Here is a 23,888-nt window from a genome sequence, read left to right as displayed (position 1 = left end):
AGGGCGCTGCTGTCAACCGTGGGAAGGTTGGGCCAAGCACGTCGACTACCGCGTGCGCCACGCCGCCGCCGATGCGGCGATCAGCATGAGCAGCGCTGCAACCATCGCGCAGGCAGCAAAGCCGAAGTTGGAATAAAGCGGCCCGAAGCTGGTGGTGCCGACGAAAACCGCCAGATAGGTCACCGCGCTGTTCAGGCCCATGATCGTGCCGCGCCGCGACGGATCGAGTGCAGACAGGCGCATCACCAGGACATTCAGGCCGAAATGATTGGCCAGTCCCCAGATTGCCACCATGGTCAAGGTCAGCCCGAAACTGCCGCTTGCCGCAGCCATGGCGACGTAGACGACGGCGACCAGAAGATAGGCGAATGGCATGACGCGCCGCGCACCCAGTCTGTCGATGACGCCGTCAAGAAGAGCAGCGGTGCCGAAGCCTACACCATAGGCAAGCGCCGCCAGCCCATTGGCGCTAACCGGCTGTCCAAGCCCGACATGAAGATGGTCGCCGAGATAGCCATAGACGCCGTAGAACGAAGTCATGAAGGCCGCGCACGCGACCAGCAGCGGCAGGATTCCGGGAATGCCGAGCGCTTCCAGCGGGGCGGGCGCCGGTCCGGCCTTCCTGATGTCGCTAAGCGACGTCACTGTCAGCCCCATCCATGCAAGGGTCGCAAGCACCGCGACCGCTGCGAAAACGGCGCGCCAATGCACAAGATCGGCAAGCACGGCCGACAGCGAGACGCCGGCGACCATGCTGAGCGTCCATCCGGTCAGCACGACGCCGATCGTGCCGCTCTCCCTGCCCGGTGGGGCGATGGCCGCCGCGCTGGCATAGATCGCGGGCATGGCGATGCCGGCAGCGATGCCGGCCAGCAGCTGTGCGGAGACCAGCATGATCACCGTGGGTGCGGCGGCACTCGCCACCAGCGCTAGTGCCAGCAGCAACAGTGCGCCCTGCAGCATCCGGCGTGCGCCGAGCCGGTCGATGTAGCGGGCCAGGAACAGGGCGCTGGCCGAGGTGCCGAGGCCGAACGCGGCCGCCGCAATCATCACGGCAGGCACGCTGGTTCTGAACGACGAGGCGACAGCCGGTGCGATCGGACCCAGCACTAGCGAGTTCGAACCGATGACGGCGATGCAGCCCGTCAAGAGATAGGCAAGCGCCGGGATCGGGGCTCGGGCAGTCAATGGCGCAACTTGATCAATGTTCGACATATCAGCATAATGGCCGTATTCTATTCAGTGGAGAACCAGGAATTTCGCCATGGATGAAGAAACAGATGGTATTCCGCAGAACAAGGCTACGGCCCGCGACCTCGACGCGATTGACCGAAGAATATTAGGCGTCCTGGTCGATGACGCCACGATCAGCTACGCCGAACTCGGCGATCGCGTCGGCTTGTCGCCACCCGCAGCGCATGAGCGGGTCAAACGGCTCCGTCGCAGCGGCGCCATCCGCAACACGGTCGCCATCATCGATCCCCGGGCGGTGAAAAAGCCTTTGCTTGCCTTTGTCCATATCGACACCAGGGGCTGGGGAAAGACGCCGGAACTGATGGCGGTCTCGCAATATCCCGAGGTCGAGGAGATCCATACCGTCGCCGGCGATACCTGCATGCTGCTGAAGGTCCGCACGGAAGACACCAGAGCACTCGAAGGCCTTCTGGCGCGCCTGTACGAAACGCCGGGCGTCACCTCGACGCGCAGCTATGTGGTTTTATCGACCTATCTGGAGCGGCCGGTGCAGCCTGGCATTACCGAGACATGGCCGACGCCGAAGCATATGGCCGAGCCTCTGTACTAGGGACGTGGCTACGCCCGCTCGGGGAACATCGCCTTCAATCCCTCGCGCGATGCCTTGGCAACGCCGCGCTCGGTGATCAGGCCGGTGACCAGCCGCGCCGGCGTCACGTCGAAGGCCGGGTTGGCCGCAGGCGTCGTCTCCGGCGAAATGCGCACCTGGGCAATCTCGCCGGCAGCGGTCTTGCCCCAGACCAGCGAGACCTCGTCGGCCGAGCGCTGCTCGATCGGGATCTCGGCCAGTCCGTCATGCACCGTCCAGTCGATGGTCGGCGACGGCAGCGCGACATAGAACGGCACATCATTGTCGGCGGCGGCGAGTGCCTTCAGATAGGTGCCGATCTTGTTGCAGACATCGCCGTCGGCCGTGGTGCGGTCGGTGCCGACGATGACCATGTCGATCTCGCCGCGCTGCATCAGATGGCCGCCGGCATTGTCGACGATCAGCGTGTGCGGCACGCCGTGGCCGGCCATCTCCCAGGCGGTCAGCTGGGCGCCCTGGTTGCGCGGCCGTGTCTCGTCGACATAGACGTGGACCGGAATGCCGGCTTCCGTGGCCAGGTAGATCGGCGCCGTGGCGGTGCCGTAGTCGACGGTGGCCAGCCAGCCGGCATTGCAGTGGGTCAGGATGTTGACCGGCTCGCCCTTCTGCTTGCGCGCAGCGATCGCCTTGATGATGGCGAGACCGTTCTCGCCGATGGCGCGGTTGAGGCCGACATCCTCGTCGGCGATCTCACTGGCCCGCCGATAGGCGGCTGCCGCGCGTTGTTCGGGAGGCAAAGGCCGCAGGAAGCGCCGCATCTCGTCCAGCGCCCAGCGCAGATTGATCGCCGTCGGCCGTGTCTCGTGCAGGGTCTCCCACACGGCGTCGAGCGCTGCATCCGACGGATCGTCGGCCATCTGCATGGCGACGCCGTAGGCAGCGGTGACGCCGATCAGCGGCGCGCCGCGTACCCACATGTCGCGGATGGCGGTGGCGATGCCGTCGACCGTGCCGATCGTTTCGATGCGGAAATCATGCGGCAGCCAGCGCTGGTCGATGATATCGACCGAACGGCCGTCGTCGCTCAGCCAGATGGTGCGATAGTGGCGGTCGCCGACGTTCAAAGGCTGCTCTCCTGTTCGATCAGCGTGGCCAGTTGGTTGACCTCGTCGATGCTGTGGATCTGGCGCCGGTTGACGGCGAGGTGACGGCCGAATTTCAGCGCCTTTGCCTCACAACTGGCGCGCAAATCCTCATCGGCAATGGTCTCGAAATCGGCATTGTGGGCGAGGCCGAGGATGCGCCTGTGCACCTCGATGCCGGCAAAGCCGAGCAAATCGGTCCACATCTGGTGCAGAACATGGTCGAGCGCCTGCTCGGCACCGAGCCTGTCGCCCTGATCCTCGAACAGGCTCCTCTGGTAGAGCATGCCGGTGCGTTCGGTCCGCCATAGATGCGAGAACTCGGCGCGGAACACCGCCCAGGTCTCGGTCGTCACCCCGAGCAGATAGGCGCGCATGGCGTCACGCTTTCCCTCCTGCTCGTGGCCGCGCTGCGAGAAGAAGGACATCCAGAAATTGGCGAGCAGCATGCCGACATCGAAGGCCATCGGGCCGTAGAAGGCAAACTCCGGATCGATCATCCGGGTTTCGGTGTCGGTGACCATGATCGAGCCGGAATGCAGATCGCCATGCAGCAGCGTTTCGGCATTGGCGGCGAAGATGTGCTTCAGCCGCTGCGCCTCGACCTTCAGGTCACGGTCGGCGCGCAGTTCGGCGACCAGGCCGTCGAGCTGCGGCGAGGTGTGCCGGTTCATCTTGGCGTCGAAATAGGGGTCGGAAAACACCAGGCTTTCGGTGATGTCGCAGAGCTCGACATTGTCGGCGAACAGCGCCAGATCGGCCTTGCGGTCCTTGGCGGCCATGTGCAGGTCGGAGCCGCGAAACAGCGTGCGGGCCATGAACAGGCCGATGTCCCGGGCAATGTTCGGCAGCTGGCGGCCGTCGATCAGGGCGCGGCGCAGGATGATGTGCGGCGGCGCAAGATATTCCATGATGATCAGCGCCTGGCCTTCATCGAAATAATGGATCGCCGGCACCGAGCCTGGCGCGCGCGCCTCTTGCCTGGTCAGCGCGTGATATTCGAAGAAGGAGCGCTTCAACGGCAGCGGCCAGCTGTCGCCGACCAGGCGAACATAGGGCAGGGCCTGCTTGACGACGGCTGCACCATTGGCGCCCTCGGCAATGAACACCAGGTTGAGATTACCGTCGCCGACCTCGCGGACCTTCCAGGCGCCAGTGTCCTTGCCGATCTTCGCGCACAGCGCCTCGTTGCCGCCAAGGCGTGCAGCCAGGGTTTCGACCGATAGTGCTTCGAACGGCAATTTTTCAGTCATCGTCATCCTCCCGCTTATGCGCTCCGAACATAACGGACGCATGGCGGCTGGGCCAAGCTAGGAAGCGATCTGGCAATTGTCAATCGTGTTGACAATTGCCGATGCAGCCCATAGCGTCATGTCAGGGAGGAACGCATGGTCGGTAATGCCGTGTTCCGCGTAGAGGGACTGAGGAAATCCTTTGGCCATAACGAGGTGCTAGGCGGCGTCTCGGTCGAATTGCATGCCGGCGAAGTCACCGTGCTGATGGGCGCCAACGGCGCCGGCAAATCCACCCTCGTCAAGATCATCTCCGGTGTCTACGAACGCGGCGGCGGCACGATGGCGCTCGCCGACCAGGATTTCGCACCGAAAACCCCTGCCGAAGCGATCCGCGCCGGCGTCGTCACCGTGCACCAGAATATCAACGACGGTGTCGTCGCCGATCTCGACGTCGCCACCAACCTGACCCTCGACCGACTGAGCGGCAGCGGTGCGCCGACCCTGTTCAATCCAATGCGCGTGCGGCGGGAGGCCAAGGCGGTTGCCGAGCGCATGGGGCTGACCATCGATTTGAAGGCGCGGGTGAGCGATCTTTCGCTGGCCGATCGCCAGATGGTGGCGATTGCCCGCGCGCTGGCGCACAAGCCGAAAGTGCTGATCCTCGACGAGCCGACCTCATCGCTCTCCAGCGCCGAGGCCGACCGGCTGTTCGCGCTGATCGACAGGCTGCGCGAGCAGGGCGTGGCGATCCTCTACATCTCGCATCGCATGTCGGACATCAGGCGGTTGGCCGATCGCATCGTCTCGATGCGTGACGGGATCATCTCAGGCATTTTCGACAAGAAGCCGCTCGACTATGAAGGCGCGGTCAACGCCATGCTCGGCCGCAAGATCCATCTCGACCAGATCGTCGTCAGGAATTCGGCCAAGGCCGTCCTCAAGATAGAAGGTCTGCGCATTGCACACGGCGCTCGGCCGATTTCGCTGACGCTCGGCGACGGCGAGGTCGTTGCCATCACCGGCCTCGTCGGCGTCGGCAAGACGGCGCTTGCCGAGACGCTGTTTGGCGTGCGCCAGCCGCTCGCCGGTACAATGACGCTGAACGGCAGGCCTTATGCGCCTGAAACAGCCGGCGAGGCGATCGCCGCCGGCGTGTTCCTCGTCGCCAAGGACCGCGGCGAGAACGGCATCGTCCAAGGCTTCAACATCCAGGAAAATATCAGCCTGCCGTTTCACAAGCGCATGTCGCGCTTCGGCATCCTGAGGCGCCGCCTCGAACGCGCCACGGCACGCCGGCAGATCGAGGAACTGAGCATCGTCTGCCGTTCCGAGAAGGACGAGATGTCGGAGCTGTCCGGCGGCAACCAGCAGAAGGTGATGGTCGCCCGCTGGATGGCGCAGAAGGCAAGACTGTTCATTCTGGATGAGCCGTTTCAGGGCGTCGATATCTCGGCCCGGCGCGACATTGCCGCCAAGCTCAGGGCCAGTGCAAACGGCCGCGCCACGCTGCTGTTCGTCACCGAGCTCGATGAGGCGCTGGAGACCGCCGATCGCATCCTGGTCATGTCGGAACAGACCATCGTCGGCGAGCACCGCAATGCCGATGTCGATCTCGACCGTCTGTTGGCCGAGGTCGCCGGCGGGCCGCTGCACAGTGCGGCCTGAGCGTGGGCGATAGGAATTGGAATGGAGAGAGCATGGGTTCGGGTTGGGTAAAGACGGCAGCAGCGCGCGGGAGCGCCGGATGACATTGCGCGACCACGCCATCCGCTACGGGTTCATCGTGCTCTTGTTCGGGCTCGTCGCCTATTTCTCGATCGCCGCCGACGGTTTCGTTTCGCCGCAAAGTGCCGTTTTCATCTTCCAGTCAGTCGCCATCACCGGCGTGCTGGCGCTCGGCGTCACCGCCACGCTGGTCGTCGGCGGCTTTGATCTGTCGATCGGATCGGTCGCTACATCAGCCATGATGGCGGCCGCCTATGTGATGGTGGTGCTGGAACAGAACGCCCTTGTCGCGGTCGTCGTCTGCCTGCTGATCGGCGCCGTTGTCGGCCTGATCAATGGCTGGCTGATCGTCTACATGCGCGTGCCCGATCTGCTGGCGACGCTCGGCATGATGTTCCTGCTGGTCGGCCTGCAGCGCATTCCGACAGAAGGCCGCTCGATCGCCACCGGCATGACCATGCCGGACGGTTCGGTCGCCAACGGCAAATTCTCCGACGCCTTCCTGGCGCTCGGCCGCCACCGCTTCGATTTCTTCATCCCGAACCTCATTCCGGTGTCGGTAGTCGTGCTGCTCGTGCTCGCCGTACTGATCTGGTTCTTCCTCGAATACACACGTTTCGGGCGCATGATGTATGCCGTAGGCAGCAATGAGCGTGCCGCCGAACTCGCCGGTGCGCCTGTCAAGGCATACAAGATCTGGGCCTACGTTATTTCAGGAGTTTTTGCCTCGATCGGCGGTATTTTGCTCGCTGCCCGGCTTGGACGCGGTGACATCGCCTCGGGTAATAATCTGCTGCTGGATGCGGTTGCCGCGGCACTGATCGGCTACGCGGTGCTTGGCGCCGCCAAGCCGAACGCTTTCGGCACTGCCATCGGTGCGCTGTTCGTCGGCATCTTGCTGCAAGGCCTGACGATGATGAACGCGCCTTACTACACGCAGGATTTCGTCAAGGGCGTGGTTCTGGTCGTCGCCCTTGTCTTCACCTTTGCGCTTTCGGGCAGGGGCAGGAGGTAGCTTTCGACCGGAACAGGATTTTCGAGTTCAACAAGAGTGGAGGAAAACAAAGTGAGCATTACAAGAAGACTTCTGGGGAAGGTGGCGCTCGGATTGGCCGGCGCAACCATGCTGATGCAGGTCCCGGCTTTTGCCGCGGACAAGCCGGCGCCTTTTGACAAGCCCGGCGTCAAGATCGCGCTGGTGCGCTATCTCTCGACCGGCGACTTCTTCCAGGCCTATCTCTCGGGTGTCGAGGCGCAGTCGAAGGCGCTCGGCATCGACCTGCGCGTCCTCGACAGCCGCCAGGATGCCGCCCTTCAGTCCGACATGGTCGATCAGGCCATCGCGCTTGGCGTGCAGGGTATCATCATCCAGCACGGCCTGACGGAATCGATGAAGGACGCCGCCCAGCGTGCGGTCGACGCCGGCATCAAGGTGGTGGCGTTCGACGTCAATGTCGAAAATCCCAAGATCCCGCAGATCGAACAGTCCGACCGCGACCTGGCGCGCCTCGCGCTCGAGCAGGCGGTCAAGGACAATGGCGAAAGCTGGAATGCCGGCTATGTCTATGTCGCCGGCATCGCGCCGCTCGACCGCCGCAACGAGACCTGGGTCGACGTCAAGAAGAAGTATGCCGGCATCAAGGAAGTCGCGATGTTCGGCACGCTCGACAATCCGATTGCCAACTCCGTCGCCAACCAGGCGCGTTCGGTGCTGACGGCGCATCCCGACATCAAGGTGATGTTCGCTCCCTATGACGAATTCGCCAAGGGCGTGAAAATCGCTGTCGATGAAGCAGGCTTGAACAAGGGCATCAAGATCTATTCGGCCGATATCTCGACGTCCGATATCGCTGCGATGCGTGAGCCCGACAGCGCCTGGGCCGCGACCGCCGCGACCAATCCGGCCGTCGTCGGCCAAGTCTCGGTGCGTGCGCTGGCGCAGCTGCTGGCCGGCGAAGATCCCGGCCACAACGTCGTCGTGCCGCCGACGCTGATCACCCAGAAGGACCTCATCGACAAGGACATCAAGAACATGGAGGACCTGTCGGCCAAGCTGCCGCAGTTCGCCCACGCCGATGTCGCGATGCCGGCCTGGATGCCGAACCCGAACGCGAAGTAAGTTGGACCTCTGACAACGAAAGGGCGGCGCTCGTGCCGCTCTTTCCATGTGAATGCTCCACCTCTCCCGATTACAGCCAGTGTTCCGGGTCGCGCATTCCGTGGACAATCGCGACGACCAGCACGCCATCCGATTGCGGCTCGTAAATGACGATATAGCGGCCTTCGATGAGCACGCGGGCCGTCACGCTCAATTCCGGTCGGGCCGTGCCCATCTTGGGGTGCTGGGTCGCCAGTTCCAGCTTGTCAAAAATGCGCATGAGCAGCTTGTCCGCCGCTTTTTCATTGTCGATTGCTATGGTGTGCCAGATGTCTCGCAAATCCTGCGAGGCGCGTGGTGTGAGCCGATATCTAGCTACGAGCGCGGCGTTCTGCCTTCAGGCCGCGTATAAACTCGGCGGGTTCGACTTCCACCGGCTTGCCGCTGGCCATGCCATCGGCATAGGCCCGTTTCAAATGTTCGAGTTCCAAGGCTCGCAATTCTTCGCGCTGCTCCCACAGACGAAGGGCGTCACGAACAATCTCGCTGTTGGAGGCGTATCCGCCGCCTTCGACGGCGCTTTGCAGGCGAGCAACCTGCTGAGGGGTCAGGGATATGGTAAGGGTACGCATTGGTTCAGGTTTCATTGCCAGCCTGTACCACACCTAACAAGAGTTAACAATTATTGTTAGGAGTTAACGTCGCGCCTTGCCCCCGCTGCCTGGCGGCAGCAGGGTGATCAAGGCAGGATTCCTACCGCAGCGCTGCCGCGATATTGCCACCATCGACCGTCGTCACATCGGCGGTGGTGCGGTCGGCCAGCGCGTGATGCAGGAAGGCCTGCGCCACGTCTTGCGCCGTCACTTCCTGGCCGAGCAGGTTGCCGGACATGTAGTCCTTCTCCGACACGCCGCGCGCGCCCGAACGGCTGGCGATCATGGCGTCGGTCAGAAGCCCTGAGCGGATGCGGTCGGCGTTGACGGCGTTGGAGCGGATGCCATGCGCGCCATAGTCGAGCGCGTATTGCCGGGACAGGAACAGCGTCGCTGCTTTCGGCACGCCATAGGCGCCGAACTTCGGACCTGGATTGACCGCCTGCTTGGAGGTGTTGAACAAAAGCACGCCGCCTGTGCCCTGCTCGAGCATGATGCGCACGGCATTCTGCGCCACCGACTGATGGGCGAAGAAATTGAGTTCGAAACTCTTGCGCAGGAGTGCGTCGTCGAGCTCACCGATGCGGCCTTCCCAGGCCGCGCCGGCATTGGAAACCATGATGTCGACACCGCCGAACACGGCGACGGCTCTGTCGAAGGCGGCACGCACCTGCGCCGGGTCGGTGATGTCGGCTGCGACGCCGATCGAGTTGTTGCCGGCCTTCTTCGCCGCGTCGGCAGCCTTTTCGGCGTCGAGATCGACGACGACGGCATGGGCGCCATTGTCGGCGAACAATTTGGCTGTCGCTGCGCCGATCGCGCCGGCGCCGCCGGTGATCAGCACCACCTGGCCAGTCAGTGGCTTCGGCTTGTTGGACGCGAGCTTGGCCTGTTCCAGCGACCAGTATTCCAGCGGGAACAGATCGGCCTTGGAGAGCGGGTGGAAACGGCCGACCGCCTCGGCGCCGCGCACCGCCTCGATCCACATCTCGCCGACATCCGAGGCGATCTTCGCGTCCTTCAGCGTGCGGCCGTGGCCGAACATGCCGAGGCCGGGCACCAGCGTCAGCCGCGGCATCTGGTCGAGCATGGTGCGCTTGACGTCGTCGAGCGAATCATTGGTTTCGAAATAGGCGCGATAATCATTGGCGAACGCGTCGACATGGCTCTTGATCACCGCCTTGTAGTCGCCGGCCTTGTCCGCATCGGGCGCCGGCAGCGCCATCGGCCCGGTCTTGATGCGGATCGACAGATCGGGTGTCGACACGCCGCGTCCGGCATAATCGGCAATCTCGGATGAATTGATGAAATCGACGATTGCCGGCGAAGTGCGGAAGTCAGAGATCATGCGGTCGAAGCGGCCTTCGCCGCGCGCTACCGCCACCGCTCCGCGCAGCATCGGCGCAATGGACGCCGGTGTCGCGAGCTTTGCCGGCAAGACTGCCTTTGCCGCCTTCGGCTTGCCGCTTGCGGCAATGAAGTCCTCGGCGACATTCACATAGTGGATCATCCGGTCGTAGGCCTGTTTGGCGTCGTCGCCGAAGGTGAAGATGCCGTGCTTGTCGAGGATCAACCCTTCGACATCAGGGTCGGCATCGAAGATGTCGGCCGCCGCCTTGGCGAGGTCGAAGCCGGGCATGATATAAGGCACGTAACCCATCTTGCTGCCGAAAACCGTCTTCACCAGCGGCTTGGAGTCCTCCTGGTCGACGATGGCGAGGATGGCGGTCGAGTGCGTGTGGTCGACGAATTTGTGCGGCAGGAAGGCATGCAGCAGCGTCTCGACCGACGGGTTGGGCGAGGACGGATCGATGAGGTTGACGCGTTGCAGGGCAACCATGTCCTCGTCGGCCAGCCTGTTCAGCGCGCGCGCCTTGAGCAGCGGCTTGAGCTTGACCGCCGGCAGGCCCTGCGGCTCGATGACGCCCATGTCCCAGCCGCTGCCCTTGACGCACAGCACGTCCCACTGGTCGCCGACGAGGTCGGTTGCCGTCGTCTTGCACGAGGTGTTGCCGCCGCCATGCAGGACCAGCCGTGGTTCGCCGCCGAGCAGCCGGGTCGTGTAGACGCGCAGCGCCAGGTCGCGGCCGACACCCTTTTTTGCGTAGTCGGCGACGAGTTTTTCGGCTGCTTCGTCATTCCACAAATTCTTCATGTTCGCTTCGTCCGGTTGCTGTCTTTGTTGGTGAAACAGGATTGCCGCGACGCTTTGATGACAATGCGCCGGCAGCGGAGAGGGGGGGTTCTAGGAGGCCTTTTCTATGGTGGCAGCCGCATGGTCCAGGAGCCGCTGCGCCATGTGCGCGCCGACCACCAGATGCGTGCAAAGGCCGCCGGCGATCGCCGCGAGCAGCGGTTCGAACTTGCTGTCCTCCTGCACCACCACCAACCGCCTGGCGATGGCGCGCAGCGAGGCAAGCTCGGCGGAGATCACCCGCCTGTTATAACTGCAGTCGAGCACCTTGCCCTCGGCGTCTATGATCTGCCCGGCAATCACGCCGGCAGCGCCTTGGCTGCGCAGATCCGCCATTTCACTGGGCGTCAGCGCGCCGCATTTGACCAGATGGCTGTCGGCGTCGACCGCGCCGACCGAGTACAGCGCCAGATCGCATTCACTCACACCTGAGAGCTGTTCGCGGATCACCGGCTCGGCACGCAGCGCGCGCGCCAACTCTTCCGTCGACAGCACCAGCGGCGCGTAGAAGTTGAGTCCCTTGGCGTTGAGCCGCCGAGCGATCTCCATCGTGCATTGGTCGGGCCGGTAGGAATAGGGCGCGCCGAGATTGCCGCAGAGCTGCACCACCGTGACATCCTGCAGATCGGCATAGGACATGACGTCGGCGATCATATAGACGGTGCGGCCCCAGGCTACGCCGATGCGGTCGCCCTTCTTGACCAGTTCGAGGAAGACGCTCGCCGCCAGCACGGCGATTTCCGTCGACGGGTCGGCAATATGATCATTCTCCGGTGCGATCCAGACGGCGTCGAGGCTCAACGCATCCTCGAGCTTGCGCGCCAGCACGTCGTCGGTGAAAAGCTGGGTCGAAGTCGAGATGTTGACGATGCCGGTCTCGCGTGCCTTGCGCAGGTACATGGCGACTGAGGCACGGGAAATGTTAAGCTGGCTCGCCACCTGGTCCTGCCGCAGGCCATGGGCATAGTAGAGCCAGGCGGCCTTGTGGATGAGCTGTTCTGCCGGTCGGATCGCCATGCCGTCTCCTCGGCTGACATTATTCACGGCTCTCGACAAAAGTCAAACTGGGCAGAGGTATGCGATGCTCCCGCTTACGCCGAATCTGGTTCATCATTGCGCCGAATGCGCTCTGTCGTGGCATCGTTTGTGGTGACGCGGCCCGAGCCTGTGATTAGAACGTCTGAAAGAAAACCGCGGGGGAGCATGGGATGGGCAGTCCTTACGAACAGGATCTCGACAAGAACGCGGCCAACCATCAGCCGTTGACGCCGCTCACCTATCTGGAGCGCGCGGCCAAGACCTATCCCGACCATATCGCCATCATCCATGGCCGCCAGCGCATCGACTATCGCACTTTCTGGCAGCGGTCGCTGAAGCTTGCCTCGGCGCTCGACAGGCGCGGCATCGGCAAGGGCGACACCGTCACCGTCATGCTGTCAAACACGCCGCCAATGCTGGAGGCGCATTTCGGTGTGCCGATGACCAAGGCGGTGCTGCATTCGCTCAACACCCGCCTCGATGCCGCGGTCATCGCCTTCCAGCTCGATCATGCCGAGACCAAGGTGCTGATCGTCGACCGCGAATTCTCCGGCGTCGTCAGACAGGCCCTGGAACTGGCCAAGGTCAAGCCGCTGGTCATCGACTATGACGATCCCGAATACGCCGCCGACGCGCCGTACCCGAAGGGTGAGCGCATCGGTTCGCTCGACTATGAGGACTTCATCGCCGGGGGCGCCGCGGACTTCGCCTGGTCGATGCCCGACGATGAGTGGGACGCGATCTCGCTGAACTATACCTCCGGAACGACAGGCAATCCGAAGGGCGTCGTCTACCACCATCGCGGTGCCGCGCTGATGGCCTACACCAACACCATTCATGCCGGCATGGCCAAGCACGCTATCTATCTCTGGACGCTGCCGATGTTCCACTGCAATGGCTGGTGCTTTCCGTGGACGCTCGCAGTCCAGGCCGGCACCCATGTCTGCCTGCGCTGGGTGCGGCCGAAGCCGGTCTACGATGCGATCGCCGATCAGGGCGTCACCCATCTGTGCGGCGCGCCGGTCGTCATGTCGGTGCTGATCAATGCCAGGGACGAGGACAAGCGCGTATTTCCGCAGACGGTCACTTTCAACACCGCCGCAGCACCCCCGCCGGAAGCGGTGCTATCGGGGATGGCGGATGCCGGATTTGCCGTCACCCATCTCTACGGCCTGACCGAGACCTATGGCCCGGCGGTCGTCAACGAATGGCATGGCGCCTGGGATGATCTCGAAAAGGGCGAGCGCAGCGCCAGGAAGGCGCGGCAGGGCGTGCGCTATGCAGCGCTCGAAGGCCTGACAGTCATGGACCCCGAGACGATGCGGACGACACCGGCCGATGGCGAGACCATCGGCGAGGTCATGTTCCGCGGCAACATCGTCATGAAGGGCTACCTGAAAAACCGCAAGGCGAGCGACGAAGCCTTCGCCGGCGGCTGGTTCCATTCCGGCGATCTCGGCGTCATGCACCCCGATGGCTACATCCAGCTCAAGGACCGCTCCAAGGACATCATCATCTCCGGTGGCGAGAACATTTCCTCTATCGAGGTCGAGGACGCGCTCTACAAGCACCCGTCGGTTGCCTCTTGCGGCGTCGTCGCCAGGCCCGACGACAAATGGGGCGAGGTGCCTGTCGCCTATGTCGAGCTGAAGCCCGGCAAGATCGCGACCGAAGCCGAGATCATCGATCACTGCCGCGCGCTGCTTGCCCGGTTCAAGGTGCCGAAGGCGGTCATCTTCGCCGAAATCCCGAAGACCTCGACCGGCAAGATCCAGAAATTCCGGTTGCGCGAGATGGCAAAGGACCTGACTTCGTCATCCTAGGGTGGCGCAGTCGCGAAGCGACGTCGCGGAAACCCTAGGATCCATGCCGTGACCTCTCAGCCATGCTCCAACGTCGAGGATGACAGGGCGCGCTTACCAGCGTAACTTCTTGATCCGCCACACTCTTCAGCAGACGTCGCGGCATGGATCCTAGGGTCTGCGCCGCGTCGCTTCGCTCCTTGCTTCGCCCTAGGATGACGAATTCATCAGGGCCAGCCGCTAATAGCGATCGTCGATTCCACCTTCTCACTGTCACCATCTGTCACCATCTGTCACCATTCGTACGCGTACATCGAATCCGCGTTGACAGGCCGCTCTTTTCAATTTACGAGTGACGAAAATCGAAATTCGTCACTCGTAAATTGACAGAGGATCATGTCCGAAGCCGCCACCATAGTCGCCGAAGCCGCCCGACAGGAAAATGTAACGCGCATTCTCGATTGCGCCGAGCGCTTGTTCCGGCACTATGGCTACGGCAAGACCAATGTCGCCGACATCGCGCGTGAGCTCGGCATGTCGCCGGCCAACATCTATCGTTTCTTCGCCTCCAAGGTCGAAATCCACCAGGCCGTCTGCGGCCGGATGCTCGGTGCCAGCTACAAGATGGCCTACGAGATTTCGCGCCTGCCGATCAGCGCCGAGGAGCGGCTCCGGCGTTACGTGCATGCGCAATACAAGATGACGATGGAGGTCATGCTCGACGACCAAAAGGTCCACGAGATGGTCATCGTCGCCCTCGAACGGGATTGGGGTGTGATCGACAAGCATGTCGACAGCATTCACGACCTGTTTGCGGAAATCATTCGTGACGGCATCGAGGCCGGTGAGTTCAGAAAACAGGATCCGGTGATCGCGTCTCGCTGTTTCGGCGCCGCGACCGTCATCCTGTGTCATCCGCAGATGGTGGCGCAATGCCTTGCCAAGACCAACCGGGCAATGCCTGACGACCTCATCGATTATGCAATCAAGGCTTTGAAGTAGCTGCCGCCCGCCGGGCGCCGGTTCAACGATTCATCTCCATTTCGGGAGTACGCGCGTGTCTTCGTTCAGTTCAATCATCAGCAGGCTGCCGGCTGTGGGCCCGGTGCTGCTTGTCACCGCCACTCTCGGGCTTGCCGGCTGCAGCCAGGAAAAAGCCGAAGTCAAGGATATCATCCGTCCGGTCAAGGTTGTCGAGATCGCGAAGGTGCATGACACCCGCATGCTCTCCTATTCCGGGTCGGTGCGGGCCCGCACCGAGAGCGCTCTGGCGTTCCGCGTCAATGGCAAGATCACCGAGCGCCTCGTCGATATCGGCCAGCATGTGGCCTCGGGCGATGTGCTCGCCCGCATCGATCCCATTGACTACGACCTCTCGGTCAAGAGCGCGCAGGCAGCGCTCGATGCCGCCGAGCGGCAGGTCGAGACCGTGGAGCTTGCCCGCAAGCGTGCCGAGCAGCTTTTTGCCAAGAATTTTGCCCCGAAATCACAACTCGAACAGGCGACCTTGACCTATGACCAAGCGGTCGCCACGCGTGATTCCGCCCTTTCGACACTTGCTCAGGCGAAGAACCAGGTCGGTTATACCGATCTCAAGGCCGACAGGGATGGCATCGTCACCACGGTCAGCGCCGACGTCGGCCAGGTGGTCGGTTCCGGCACGCCGGTTGTTACTGTCGCTGTCGACGGCGAAAAGGAAGTGCTGATCGCCGTTCCCGAAATGGAAATCGCCGAATTCAAGCCGGGCAAGGCCGTCAAGGCGGGCTTCTGGTCCGACGATGCGCTGGCGCTCGATGGCAAGGTCCGCGAAGTCGCCGGCAGCGCCGATCCGCAGTCACGCACCTTTGCCGTCCGCGTCAGCCTGCCCAACGATCCGCGTGTGCTGCTCGGCATGACCGCCAGCATCGAAGCCTCGGCGGCCAATGAGCGGCAGCTGGTCTCGATCCCGCTGAGCGCACTGGCCGAGCAAGGCACGCAATCGATCGTCTGGACCGTCAATCGTGGCGCCGACACCGTTCATGCCCGTCCGATCAAGGTCGCCGAATTCGCCGCCGATGGGGTGCGTGTCGCAGAGGGTTTGAACCCCGGCGATGTCGTGGTCGCCGCCGGCACGCAATTCATGACCGAAAACCTGAAGGTGAAGCTCGCCGGTGAGACGGCGCTGCAATCGGCATCCGCGGCAGACGGCGACGCCAAGCAGGTGCGCTGACGACAGACAACCGGCTGCGCGTTCCCGCAGTCGCTGGTTTCCGGGCGGCAGGCGCCCCGACCGAGACGCTCGATTGATGTAACCCCCACATCGATTTCGCGTCCCACCGCGATGAGCGTTTCTCCTCTCGGAGAGCCTTGCCGCCCGGAAGCCACTACGAACCCTCGATTTTGTTGCGCTAGATAGATGGACCAGCGTCGATGACCAATTCCACGGAAGAGAAGCGGCCCTTCAACCTGTCGCGCTGGGCAATCGGCCATCCCGCCGTTGCGCGGTTCCTGTTCGGCCTGATCATCATTTCCGGCGCGCTCGGCCTGATGCGTATGGGCCAGAAGGAAGATCCCGATTTCACCTTCCGGATCATGGTCGTCCAGGCGATCTGGCCGGGCTCCTCGATCAAGGAGATGGAAGACCAGGTCGTCAACAAGATCGAACGCAAGCTGCAGGAAACGCCGCATCTCGATTTCGTGCGCTCCTTCACCCGCGCCGGCAGCGCCATCATCACTGTGCAGATCAAGGGCGACACCAACACCGCCGAGGTGACGGACGCTTTCTACCAGGTGCGCAAGAAGGTCGGTGACATTGCCGGTGACTTGCCGCAAGGTCTGCTCGGCCCCTATTTCAACGACGAGTTCGGCGACACCTTCATCACGCTGCATTCGATCAGCGGCGATGGCTTCAGCTATCCCGAGCTGAAGAAGTTCGCCATCCAGGCGCGTGACATGCTTTTGACGACGCCCGGCGTCGAGAAGGCCGTCATCATCGGCGACCAGCCGGAAAAGCTCTATATCGACGTCTCGTCCAAGGCCCTGGCCGAACGCGGCCTGACGCTGACCGATCTGCAGAATGCGATCAAGGGACAGAACAATGTCGACCCGGCCGGCTCCGTCGATACCGGCACCAACTCGGTACGCATCTCCGTCGAGGGCGATGTCGGCAAGGTCGAGGATATCCGGAACCTGCGCCTGCGCGCCGGCGGACAGGTCACAAGGCTGGGCGACATCGCCACGGTGACCTCGGGGCTGGAAGATCCGTTCCAGCGCAAATACCGCTTCAACGGTCACGACAGCGTGCAGTTGGGCGTCGTCATGGCCAAGGGCTTCAAGGTTACCGACGTCGGCAAGGATGTCGAGGCCACCTACAAGCGCTTCGAAGAGGCGCTGCCCTACGGCGTTGCGGTCGACCAGATCTCCGACCAGCCCGGCGTCGTCACCGATGCGGTGGCCGAGTTCATGCATGCGCTTGGCGAAGCGCTGCTGATCGTGCTCGTCGTCTCGTTCCTGTCGATAGGCTGGCGTTCCGGCCTGGTCATCGCCATCGCCATCCCGCTGGTGCTGGCTGCGACCTTCGCCATCATGTACGAACTCGGCATCGACCTGCAGCGCATCTCGCTCGGCGCGCTGATCATCGCGCTCGGTCTTCTGGTCGACGACGCGATGATCGTCGTCGAGATGATGGAGCGCAAACTGGAGGAGGGGATGGTCAAGGTCGAGGCGGCGAGCTTCGCCTATTCCTCGACCGCCTTCCCGATGCTGACCGGCACGCTGATCACCACAGCCGGCTTCATTCCGGTCGGCTTCGCGGCCTCGACCGCCGGCGAATATGTCCGCACCCTGTTCTATGTCGTCGGCATCGCGCTGATCGTCTCCTGGTTCGTCGCGGTCTATTTCACGCCATGGCTCGGCAACATGATCCTCAAGCAGCGCAAGCATGCCGGCAGCCATCACGATGTCTTCGACACACGTTTCTACCGCCGGCTTCGTGCTACCGTCAGCTGGGCCGTGCGCCATCGCATCATCGTCCTGGTGATGACGCTGGTCACCTTCGGCACCAGCCTGTGGGCTTTCCAGTTCATTCCGCAGAACTTCTTCCCGCAATCGTCGCGGCCGGAAATCCTTGTCGACCTTTGGCTGCCGGAAGGCACCAGCATCAAGGAAGTCGAGGCGCAGGCCAAGGCGCTCGAAACCAAGATGATGGACGACAAGGACAAGCGTTTCATCGCCACCTATATCGGCGAAGGCGCGCCGCGCTTCTTCCTGCCGCTCGACCAGCAACTGAGCAATCCCAACTTCGCCCAGCTGCTCGTCATGGCCAATGACGAACCGGCCCGCGAACGGCTGATCGTCAAGTTGCGCACCGTCCTGGCGCAAGACTTCCCATCCATCCGTGCCAAAGTCGATCGTCTGTTCCTCGGCCCGCCGACCGGCTGGCCGGTGCAGATGCGCGTCATGGGGCCGGATCGCCAGGAGGTGCGCCGCATCGCCGACCAGGTGAAGGCGAAGTTCCGTGAGGATCCGCTGCTTGGCGCCGTGCATGATGACTGGCTGGAGCCGGTTCCGGCGATGAAGCTGGTCATCGACCAGGATCGTGCCCGCGCACTCGGCGTCACCTCGCAGCGCATCCGCCAGATGCTGCAGGCGGCGATGTCCGGCGCGCCGCTCGACGACTTCCGCGACGGCGAGGAGACGGTGTCCATCGTCGCCCGCGAGCCGGATGCCAGCCGCAGCCTCCTGTCCTCCGTCGACTCGGTCTATATCCCGACCGACTTCGGTGGCTTCGTGCCGCTGTCGCAGGTTGCCAAGGTGGTGCCTGTACTGGAGCAAGGCATCGAGTGGCGCCGCGACCGTCTGCCGACCATCAGTGTGCGGGCAACGCTGCCCGACGGCGTGCAGTCCAATGACGTCGTCACCAAACTGTACAAGGATATGCAGGGCCTGCGTGACGGATTGGCGCCCGGCTACAAGGTCGAGATCCAGGGCGGTGCGGAGGATTCGGCGGAAAGCCAGGCTTCGATCGCCGCCAAGGCGCCGATCATGCTGGCCGTCATCGTCGTGCTTTTGATGATCCAGCTGCAGAACTTCGGCAAGGCGATGCTGGTGCTGGCGACCGGTCCGCTTGGCATTATCGGTGCTGCCGCGGCACTCTTGATCAGCGGCGCGCCGTTCGGCTTCGTCGCCATTCTCGGCGTCATCGCGCTGCTCGGCATCATCATGCGCAACTCGATCATCCTGGTCGACCAGATCGACCAGGACATCGCTGCGGGCATGGACCGCTACGAGGCGATCATCGGTTCGGCCGTTCGCCGTTTCCGGCCGATCACGCTGACGGCGCTGACGGCGGTGCTGGCGCTGATCCCGATCTCGCGCGGCGTCTTCTGGGGTCCGCTCGCCTACGCCATGATGGGCGGCATCCTCGTTGCCACGGTGCTGACCATCCTGGTCCTGCCGGCCGGTTACGCCCTGTTCTTCGGCCAGGAGCCGAAGAAGCGCGGGGCGGAGGGGCGGACGGACGATCTGGAACTGAGCCAGGAAGCCGAAAAGCCGCAACTGGCGCTGGCCGCCGAATAGATCGATCACGCCAGTCGAAAAGGATCGGACGCGCCGAAGCGCGCCCGGTCCTTTTCACTTTTACGAGGTCAGATGACGAAGAACCAGTTGGCGAGCAGCATCACCACCACGCCGGCGACCAGCGTCAGATAAGGCAGCATCCCCGCCTTTTTGACCGAGAGGTCGGCCCCCGTCATGCCGAGATCGGCCAGCATGTGGTCGGGGAACTTGCCCTTGTCCTGGATATAGTGGCGGAAGCAGAACACCGGGATGATCAGGGCCGCGGTGATCAGGCCGGCCCACAGCGCCATCGGGTTCCACACCTTGGCGCCGGCGCCCATGAAGATCATGTTGACATAGGCGAAGATCGCGCCGACGCCGAGCAACCAGCTCGGTGCTTTCCAGGGCCGGGCGATATGGCCGTTGTCGATGCGGTGGATCCAGCCGGCGTTGAGGTTGAGGAAGTTGAAGATGATATAGCCGCAGTTCGACACGGCGAGGATGAAGAAGAAGCTCGTCGCGTCGGCAGAGGCGATGGCCAGCACGATCAGGTTGAAGACGAGATCGGTCCACATTGCCCGCGTCGGCGCGCCATGTTCGTTGACATGGCTGAGATAGCGCGGCAGCCAGCCATCGACCGAGCCCTGGTAGAGCGTGCGCGAAGAGCCTGCCATGGCGGTCATGATGCACAGAACCAGAGCCAGGATCATCAGCATCACCAAGAGGCTGTGGATCAGTGCGCCGCCGCCGACCATGCCGGCCAGCGCGTCGGCGACACCGGAGCCGTCGACGATCGGTGTCGCCAGCATGCCGTTGAGGCCAAGCACGCCCTGGAAGGTGAACGGCACCAGGATGAACAGCAGCATGCACAAAAGGCCGGAATAGAAGATCGCCTTGAACGTGTCGGTGCCCGGGTTCTTGAACTCCGAGGTGTAGCAGACGGCGGTCTCGAAACCGTAGGTCGACCAGGCGGCGATGAACATGCCGCCAAGCACCAGCGTCCAGCCGGCAATGTTCCAGGCGCCGGGTTCGGGCGCATAGGCGGCCGCCAGCGGCACCAGCGGCGAAAAATTCGCCCAGTTGATCTGGCCGGTGACGATCGGCACCACGCCGACGATCAGCATCGGGATGATGACCAGCAGGCCGATATATTTCTGCACGTTGGCAGTGCCGAGGATGCCGCGATGCTGGATGGCGAAGATGATCAGCATCAGCACCGCACCGATGAAGAAGGTCGCGTTGAGGGTGAACGAGACCGGCCCCAGCGTGTGGCTGTAGAGCGTCCAGTTGCGGATCACCGGCGTTGCCGCGGCGGTCACCGCCGTGATGGCGTCGGCGGCACTCGTCCCGGCATGCGCGGCGATATAGGCGACGACTTCGGGCGAGGCATCGGTGAACAGCGGCACCGGCGCCAACGCGTTGAGGATATAGGCGGCGGCGATCGAGCAGCCGAGCGATAGCACCGGCGACCAGGCGAACCAGTTGCACCACACCGACAGCGGCGCGATGAACTTGGAATAGCGCAGCCATGCGGTGGCGCCGTAGATCGACGCGCCGCCCGACTTGTTCGGAAACAGGCCGGCGATTTCGGCATAGGTGAAGGATTGCAGGAAGCCCATGATCATGGAGAAGATCCAGATCGCGAAGGCCAGCGTGCCGGTCGTGCCGGCAATGCCGCCGATCGAGAACAGGACGAGGGCAGGCACACCGCTCGCCACCCAGAAGGCGCCGCGCCAGTCGATATTTCGGTGCAACTTGCCTTCGGCAAGCGGCTCCAGGACAGTCACTATCGTGCTCATATGTCTTTGTTCCCCATTTTGATGTTCCCCGTTCGTGACCGCCGCGGCTTCGCGAGGCTTCACCATCGACGCATGCATTGTTCGACTGCCGGTGTTTCCACTCAGTCGTATTTTTTTCTTAACAGTGAAGATTGATCCGGTGCGCTTTCAGGTCAAGCGAATTGTCGCGCCGTGCACATCCCGCTTGCGAAACATGTCAGCTTCACACTGGCGGGCAGGATTGTTCGGAAAAGGACCAGGGGTCTGGAAACGAAAAACCCGCCGGAGGCGGGTCGCGGCGCAAATCAGCACCATGGACGAATATGTAGCATAGCTGCCCTCAGCAGGTCAAGAAAAAATTCCTATCACGAACTGCCAGCACGGCCTCACTGTCTTGGGAGGAAGGCCGTCAGGAGCGTGGTTTGGTCTTTTGCGGATCGTAGTGGGCGAAGGCGACGACGCGCGCCGGCAGCCGCTTGGCATGGCCGTCGAGCTTGCCGATCTCGACCTCGGTACCGACAGCTGAATGGGTGACGTCGAGCCTGGCCAGCGCGATGGTCTTGTTCAGCATCGGAGAACGCATGCCCGACGTGACCACGCCGATCTGGGCGCGGCCGACATGCACGCAATCGCCATGGCCGACGTCGACATTGGCCTCGATGTCGAGGCCGACCAGCTTCGTCTGCGGGTGCTCCTTGCGGCGGATCAGCGCTTCGCGGCCGATGAAATCGTCGGTCTTGCTCTTCAGCGGCACGGTGAAGCCGATGCCGGCCTCGAACGGGTCGGTCTGGTCGGAGAATTCGTAGCCGGCGAAGATCAGCCCGGCCTCGATGCGCACCATGTCCAGCGCCTGCAGCCCCATCGGCTTCAGTCCATGCGACTGGCCGGCTTCCCAGATGGCGTCGAACACTTTTTCGGCGTCGCGCGGATGGCACCAGATCTCGTAGCCGAGCTCGCCGGTATAGCCGGTGCGCGAGACCACGACCGGAATGCCGTTGCCGCCACCAATGCGGGCGACGGCGAAGCGGAACCATTCGAGTTCGTCGATCGATGGCTGCAATGGCGAAGTCCAGATCACTTCTCGCAGGATGTCGCGGCTCTTCGGACCCTGCACGGCGACATTGTGCATCTGGTCGGTCGACGAGCGCACCAGCACGTTGAGACCCAGCTTGGCGGCCGTCTCGCGCAGCCATTCGCCGGACAGATCGTCGCCGCCGACCCAGCGGAAATTGTCCTTGCCGAGCCGCAGCAGGGTGCCGTCGTCGACCATGCCGCCATGCTCGTAGCACATCGCCGAGTAGACCACCTGGCCGACGCCCAGCTTCTTGACCTCGCGGGTCAGCGTGTATTGCAGCAGCGCTTCGGAATCCGGACCGGTAACCTCGAACTTGCGCAGCGGCGACAGGTCCATGATCACCGCGTCCTGCCGGCAGGCCCAGTATTCGGCGATCGGCCCGTCCTTGGCGAAGGAATTGGCCAGCCAATAGCCCCTGTACTCGCCGAAGTTGCGGGTGTGCTTGGCAAAGCTCGAATGAAAAGCTGTCTCGCGGGTCATTTTCGGTTCCGAATCGGGCGTCATGCGTCTGGCGATCGCTCGCGAGAATTTGTGCTGGCCGGAATAGGTCCGCACATGGATGTCGGTCGGGTTCCAGCCATTGGCCGGCGTCGTGTCGTCGGGGCAGGCGGAGGAAACGCAGACGATGTCGGTGAGCGCCCGCAGCAGCACGTAGTCGCCCGCCCGCGACCACGGCTCGTCGGACACCATGACGCCATGCGCGTCGATCGCGGTGTTGAAGAAGAAGTTGATCGCCATCCAGCCGGCGCGGGGCGTGACGCCTTTGTCCAACAACGCGCGATTAAAGTTCTCAGAGCAGTTGGTGTGGCCGGGATAGCCGATGTCGTCGTAATATTTGGCGGCGCAGGCGAGCGCGAAGGCGTCGTGCCGACCGCATGTGTCCTGCACCACCTCGACCAGCGGCTCCATGTCCTGGTCATAGTATTTGGAATGCAGGCCGGGCATCGGGTAGCTCGCACCCATCAGCGTGCGCGTTGTCGTCACGTCGAGCGGATGATCCAGTCCCCTGTCCAGCTTGCGCGCCGAAAAGCACTGGAAGTCGGTGCACTGGCGGCCGTCGACATCGATGATCTGCAGATAGTCACCGGCCTTGACGAAATAGGCCTCCGCCGTCGCCGAATGGACACGCAAATCGAGCACCGGGTCGGCCAGCGGGTCCGCCAACAGCGATTTCGCCGCCGGGCGGATCGTGGCGCGGCGAACGATGGCGGTCAGCGGCGTCGCCGTGTCGTGACCGTCGACCAGCATCGGCCCGCCGGGGGCCGCAATCAGCATCGAGCCGTCACGCGTGACCGTGAATGTTTGTTCTGTACCGGCAGGCGTAGTGGCGCCGAACACCCGCACCGCCTTGGCATGGTCAAGCTGCACCTGCCGGCGCGCGAGCCCGCTCCGTAGCGATGCGAGGCTGTCGTCGTCCTCTATGAGCAGCGCCTTGATGCCGGCAGCGTTGCTGTCCGATGCTTCACCGAAAATGCCGGGATCGGTCGCGCCGGTCCTGTCCCAGGCCAGCAACTCGCAGGCCTGGCCACCCTCGACATTGCGCACGGTGATCGTGTCGCCGGCCATGATATCGATGAGCACCGCGCCATTGCCATGGATCGTATAACGCTCCATGCCCGGCGGCAGCGCGATCTGGCCGGGCCTCAGGATGAGGCTCGGCCGCGGCGGTCCGGCGGCAATTGCGGGGTAGGGCGACTGGCTCATCTCAGCCTTGCGGTTCGAGAAACAAGTTTGCCTGTGTGTGAAATTATTTTAGCGGTAAGAATAGCAGTGCGCGTGCGTTTGGCAAGGCGAAGCGCACTTCTTCCCTTCTCCCCCAAGGGAGAAGGT

16 protein-coding genes and 1 pseudogene are annotated in these 23,888 nt (G+C 63.1%); 8 read left to right on the top strand and 9 right to left on the bottom strand.

All coding sequences use genetic code 11. From position 1 onward, the window contains the following. Nucleotides 1-45: 45 nt before the first annotated feature. Entirely contained in the window at nt 46-1,215 is a 1,170-nt protein-coding gene (locus tag NKI69_RS17045) for an MFS transporter (RefSeq protein WP_352440046.1), read from the bottom strand. A gap of 49 nt (nt 1,216-1,264) precedes the next feature. Here NKI69_RS17045 and NKI69_RS17040 point away from each other — a divergent pair, with 49 nt between their 5' ends. Continuing rightward, the gene (locus NKI69_RS17040; protein WP_023808760.1) at nt 1,265-1,804 is read left to right on the top strand and encodes an Lrp/AsnC family transcriptional regulator; all 540 of its coding nucleotides are present in this window, start codon (nt 1,265-1,267) and stop codon (nt 1,802-1,804) included. Nucleotides 1,805-1,812: 8 nt separating this feature from the next. On the opposite strand, the gene mtnA is transcribed toward NKI69_RS17040, so the two are convergent. Then, on the bottom strand, nt 1,813-2,907 hold the full coding sequence (mtnA, locus tag NKI69_RS17035; RefSeq protein WP_352609362.1) for an S-methyl-5-thioribose-1-phosphate isomerase: 1,095 nt from the start codon (nt 2,905-2,907) through the stop codon (nt 1,813-1,815). After that, the gene (mtnK, locus tag NKI69_RS17030) at nt 2,904-4,178 is read right to left on the bottom strand and encodes an S-methyl-5-thioribose kinase (RefSeq protein WP_352609363.1); all 1,275 of its coding nucleotides are present in this window, start codon (nt 4,176-4,178) and stop codon (nt 2,904-2,906) included. Before mtnK ends, mtnA begins: the two co-directional genes overlap by 4 nt. A 135-nt stretch (nt 4,179-4,313) precedes the next feature. Here mtnK and NKI69_RS17025 point away from each other — a divergent pair, with 135 nt between their 5' ends. The 3 genes from NKI69_RS17025 (at nt 4,314) to NKI69_RS17015 (ending at nt 8,004) form a co-directional block, all read left to right on the top strand. Next, nucleotides 4,314-5,825 (top strand): sugar ABC transporter ATP-binding protein, encoded by a 1,512-nt coding sequence (locus tag NKI69_RS17025; protein WP_352722122.1) that lies wholly within the window; start codon nt 4,314-4,316, stop codon nt 5,823-5,825. A 79-nt stretch (nt 5,826-5,904) separates the two neighbouring features. Next, nucleotides 5,905-6,900, top strand: coding sequence for an ABC transporter permease (locus NKI69_RS17020; RefSeq protein WP_127291078.1), 996 nt, complete (start codon nt 5,905-5,907; stop codon nt 6,898-6,900). A 51-nt stretch (nt 6,901-6,951) separates the two neighbouring features. After that, on the top strand, nt 6,952-8,004 hold the full coding sequence (locus tag NKI69_RS17015; protein WP_023808755.1) for a substrate-binding domain-containing protein: 1,053 nt from the start codon (nt 6,952-6,954) through the stop codon (nt 8,002-8,004). A 70-nt stretch (nt 8,005-8,074) separates the two neighbouring features. Here NKI69_RS17015 and NKI69_RS17010 read toward each other — a convergent pair. The 4 genes and pseudogenes from NKI69_RS17010 to NKI69_RS16995 all read right to left on the bottom strand — a co-directional run. Continuing rightward, nucleotides 8,075-8,341, bottom strand: a pseudogene (locus tag NKI69_RS17010) (type II toxin-antitoxin system RelE/ParE family toxin); the annotation flags it as partial. A gap of 13 nt (nt 8,342-8,354) precedes the next feature. Then, on the bottom strand, nt 8,355-8,615 hold the full coding sequence (locus NKI69_RS17005) for a type II toxin-antitoxin system ParD family antitoxin (protein WP_023808753.1): 261 nt from the start codon (nt 8,613-8,615) through the stop codon (nt 8,355-8,357). Between the two features lie 121 nt (nt 8,616-8,736). Then, a complete protein-coding gene (locus tag NKI69_RS17000) occupies nt 8,737-10,791 on the bottom strand; it encodes a bifunctional aldolase/short-chain dehydrogenase (RefSeq protein ID WP_023808752.1) in 2,055 nt (684 codons plus the stop codon). Nucleotides 10,792-10,881: 90 nt separating this feature from the next. Continuing rightward, nucleotides 10,882-11,847, bottom strand: a complete 966-nt coding sequence (locus NKI69_RS16995) for a sugar-binding transcriptional regulator (RefSeq protein WP_127291072.1) — start codon at nt 11,845-11,847, stop codon at nt 10,882-10,884. Between the two features lie 191 nt (nt 11,848-12,038). Between NKI69_RS16995 and NKI69_RS16990 the strand changes: the two genes are divergently transcribed. The 4 genes from NKI69_RS16990 (at nt 12,039) to NKI69_RS16975 (ending at nt 19,226) form a co-directional block, all read left to right on the top strand. Next, on the top strand, nt 12,039-13,691 hold the full coding sequence (locus NKI69_RS16990; protein ID WP_128302422.1) for an acyl-CoA synthetase: 1,653 nt from the start codon (nt 12,039-12,041) through the stop codon (nt 13,689-13,691). Nucleotides 13,692-14,066: 375 nt separating this feature from the next. Beyond that, nucleotides 14,067-14,672: a TetR/AcrR family transcriptional regulator gene (locus tag NKI69_RS16985; protein ID WP_023808749.1), complete on the top strand. Its 606-nt coding sequence runs from the start codon at nt 14,067-14,069 to the stop codon at nt 14,670-14,672. Nucleotides 14,673-14,727: 55 nt separating this feature from the next. Next, a complete protein-coding gene (locus tag NKI69_RS16980; RefSeq protein ID WP_023808748.1) occupies nt 14,728-15,879 on the top strand; it encodes an efflux RND transporter periplasmic adaptor subunit in 1,152 nt (383 codons plus the stop codon). 200 nt (nt 15,880-16,079) lie between these two features. Continuing rightward, nucleotides 16,080-19,226: an efflux RND transporter permease subunit gene (locus NKI69_RS16975; protein WP_352722117.1), complete on the top strand. Its 3,147-nt coding sequence runs from the start codon at nt 16,080-16,082 to the stop codon at nt 19,224-19,226. A gap of 68 nt (nt 19,227-19,294) precedes the next feature. Here the strand turns inward: NKI69_RS16975 and NKI69_RS16970 are convergent, their stop codons facing one another. Both NKI69_RS16970 and NKI69_RS16965 read right to left on the bottom strand, forming a co-directional pair. Next, on the bottom strand, nt 19,295-21,004 hold the full coding sequence (locus NKI69_RS16970; RefSeq protein WP_128302425.1) for a trimethylamine N-oxide permease: 1,710 nt from the start codon (nt 21,002-21,004) through the stop codon (nt 19,295-19,297). A 388-nt stretch (nt 21,005-21,392) separates the two neighbouring features. Further along, nucleotides 21,393-23,762 (bottom strand): trimethylamine N-oxide demethylase, encoded by a 2,370-nt coding sequence (locus tag NKI69_RS16965; protein ID WP_352440037.1) that lies wholly within the window; start codon nt 23,760-23,762, stop codon nt 21,393-21,395. Nucleotides 23,763-23,888: the final 126 nt, after the last annotated feature.

The sequence above is a fragment of the Mesorhizobium sp. M0491 genome, from assembly GCF_040321265.1.
Taxonomy (GTDB): Bacteria; Pseudomonadota; Alphaproteobacteria; order Rhizobiales; family Rhizobiaceae; genus Mesorhizobium.
The sequence above is the reverse complement of the archived record's forward strand: the minus strand, read 5'-3'. Positions and strand labels throughout refer to the sequence as shown.

Bases quoted from the DNA above. Each gene is read 5' to 3' on its own strand.
- NKI69_RS17045 (WP_352440046.1), bottom strand. From the start codon at position 1,215: ATGTCGAACATTGATCAAGTTGCGCCATTGACTGCCCGAGCCCCGATC.
- NKI69_RS17040 (WP_023808760.1), top strand. From the start codon at position 1,265: ATGGATGAAGAAACAGATGGTATTCCGCAGAACAAGGCTACGGCCCGC.
- mtnK (WP_352609363.1), bottom strand. From the start codon at position 4,178: ATGACTGAAAAATTGCCGTTCGAAGCACTATCGGTCGAAACCCTGGCT.
- NKI69_RS17025 (WP_352722122.1), top strand. From the start codon at position 4,314: ATGGTCGGTAATGCCGTGTTCCGCGTAGAGGGACTGAGGAAATCCTTT.
- NKI69_RS17020 (WP_127291078.1), top strand. From the start codon at position 5,905: ATGACATTGCGCGACCACGCCATCCGCTACGGGTTCATCGTGCTCTTG.
- NKI69_RS17005 (WP_023808753.1), bottom strand. From the start codon at position 8,615: ATGCGTACCCTTACCATATCCCTGACCCCTCAGCAGGTTGCTCGCCTG.
- NKI69_RS17000 (WP_023808752.1), bottom strand. From the start codon at position 10,791: ATGAAGAATTTGTGGAATGACGAAGCAGCCGAAAAACTCGTCGCCGAC.
- NKI69_RS16995 (WP_127291072.1), bottom strand. From the start codon at position 11,847: ATGGCGATCCGACCGGCAGAACAGCTCATCCACAAGGCCGCCTGGCTC.
- NKI69_RS16990 (WP_128302422.1), top strand. From the start codon at position 12,039: ATGGGCAGTCCTTACGAACAGGATCTCGACAAGAACGCGGCCAACCAT.
- NKI69_RS16985 (WP_023808749.1), top strand. From the start codon at position 14,067: ATGTCCGAAGCCGCCACCATAGTCGCCGAAGCCGCCCGACAGGAAAAT.
- NKI69_RS16975 (WP_352722117.1), top strand. From the start codon at position 16,080: ATGACCAATTCCACGGAAGAGAAGCGGCCCTTCAACCTGTCGCGCTGG.
- NKI69_RS16970 (WP_128302425.1), bottom strand. From the start codon at position 21,004: ATGAGCACGATAGTGACTGTCCTGGAGCCGCTTGCCGAAGGCAAGTTG.
- NKI69_RS16965 (WP_352440037.1), bottom strand. From the start codon at position 23,762: ATGAGCCAGTCGCCCTACCCCGCAATTGCCGCCGGACCGCCGCGGCCG.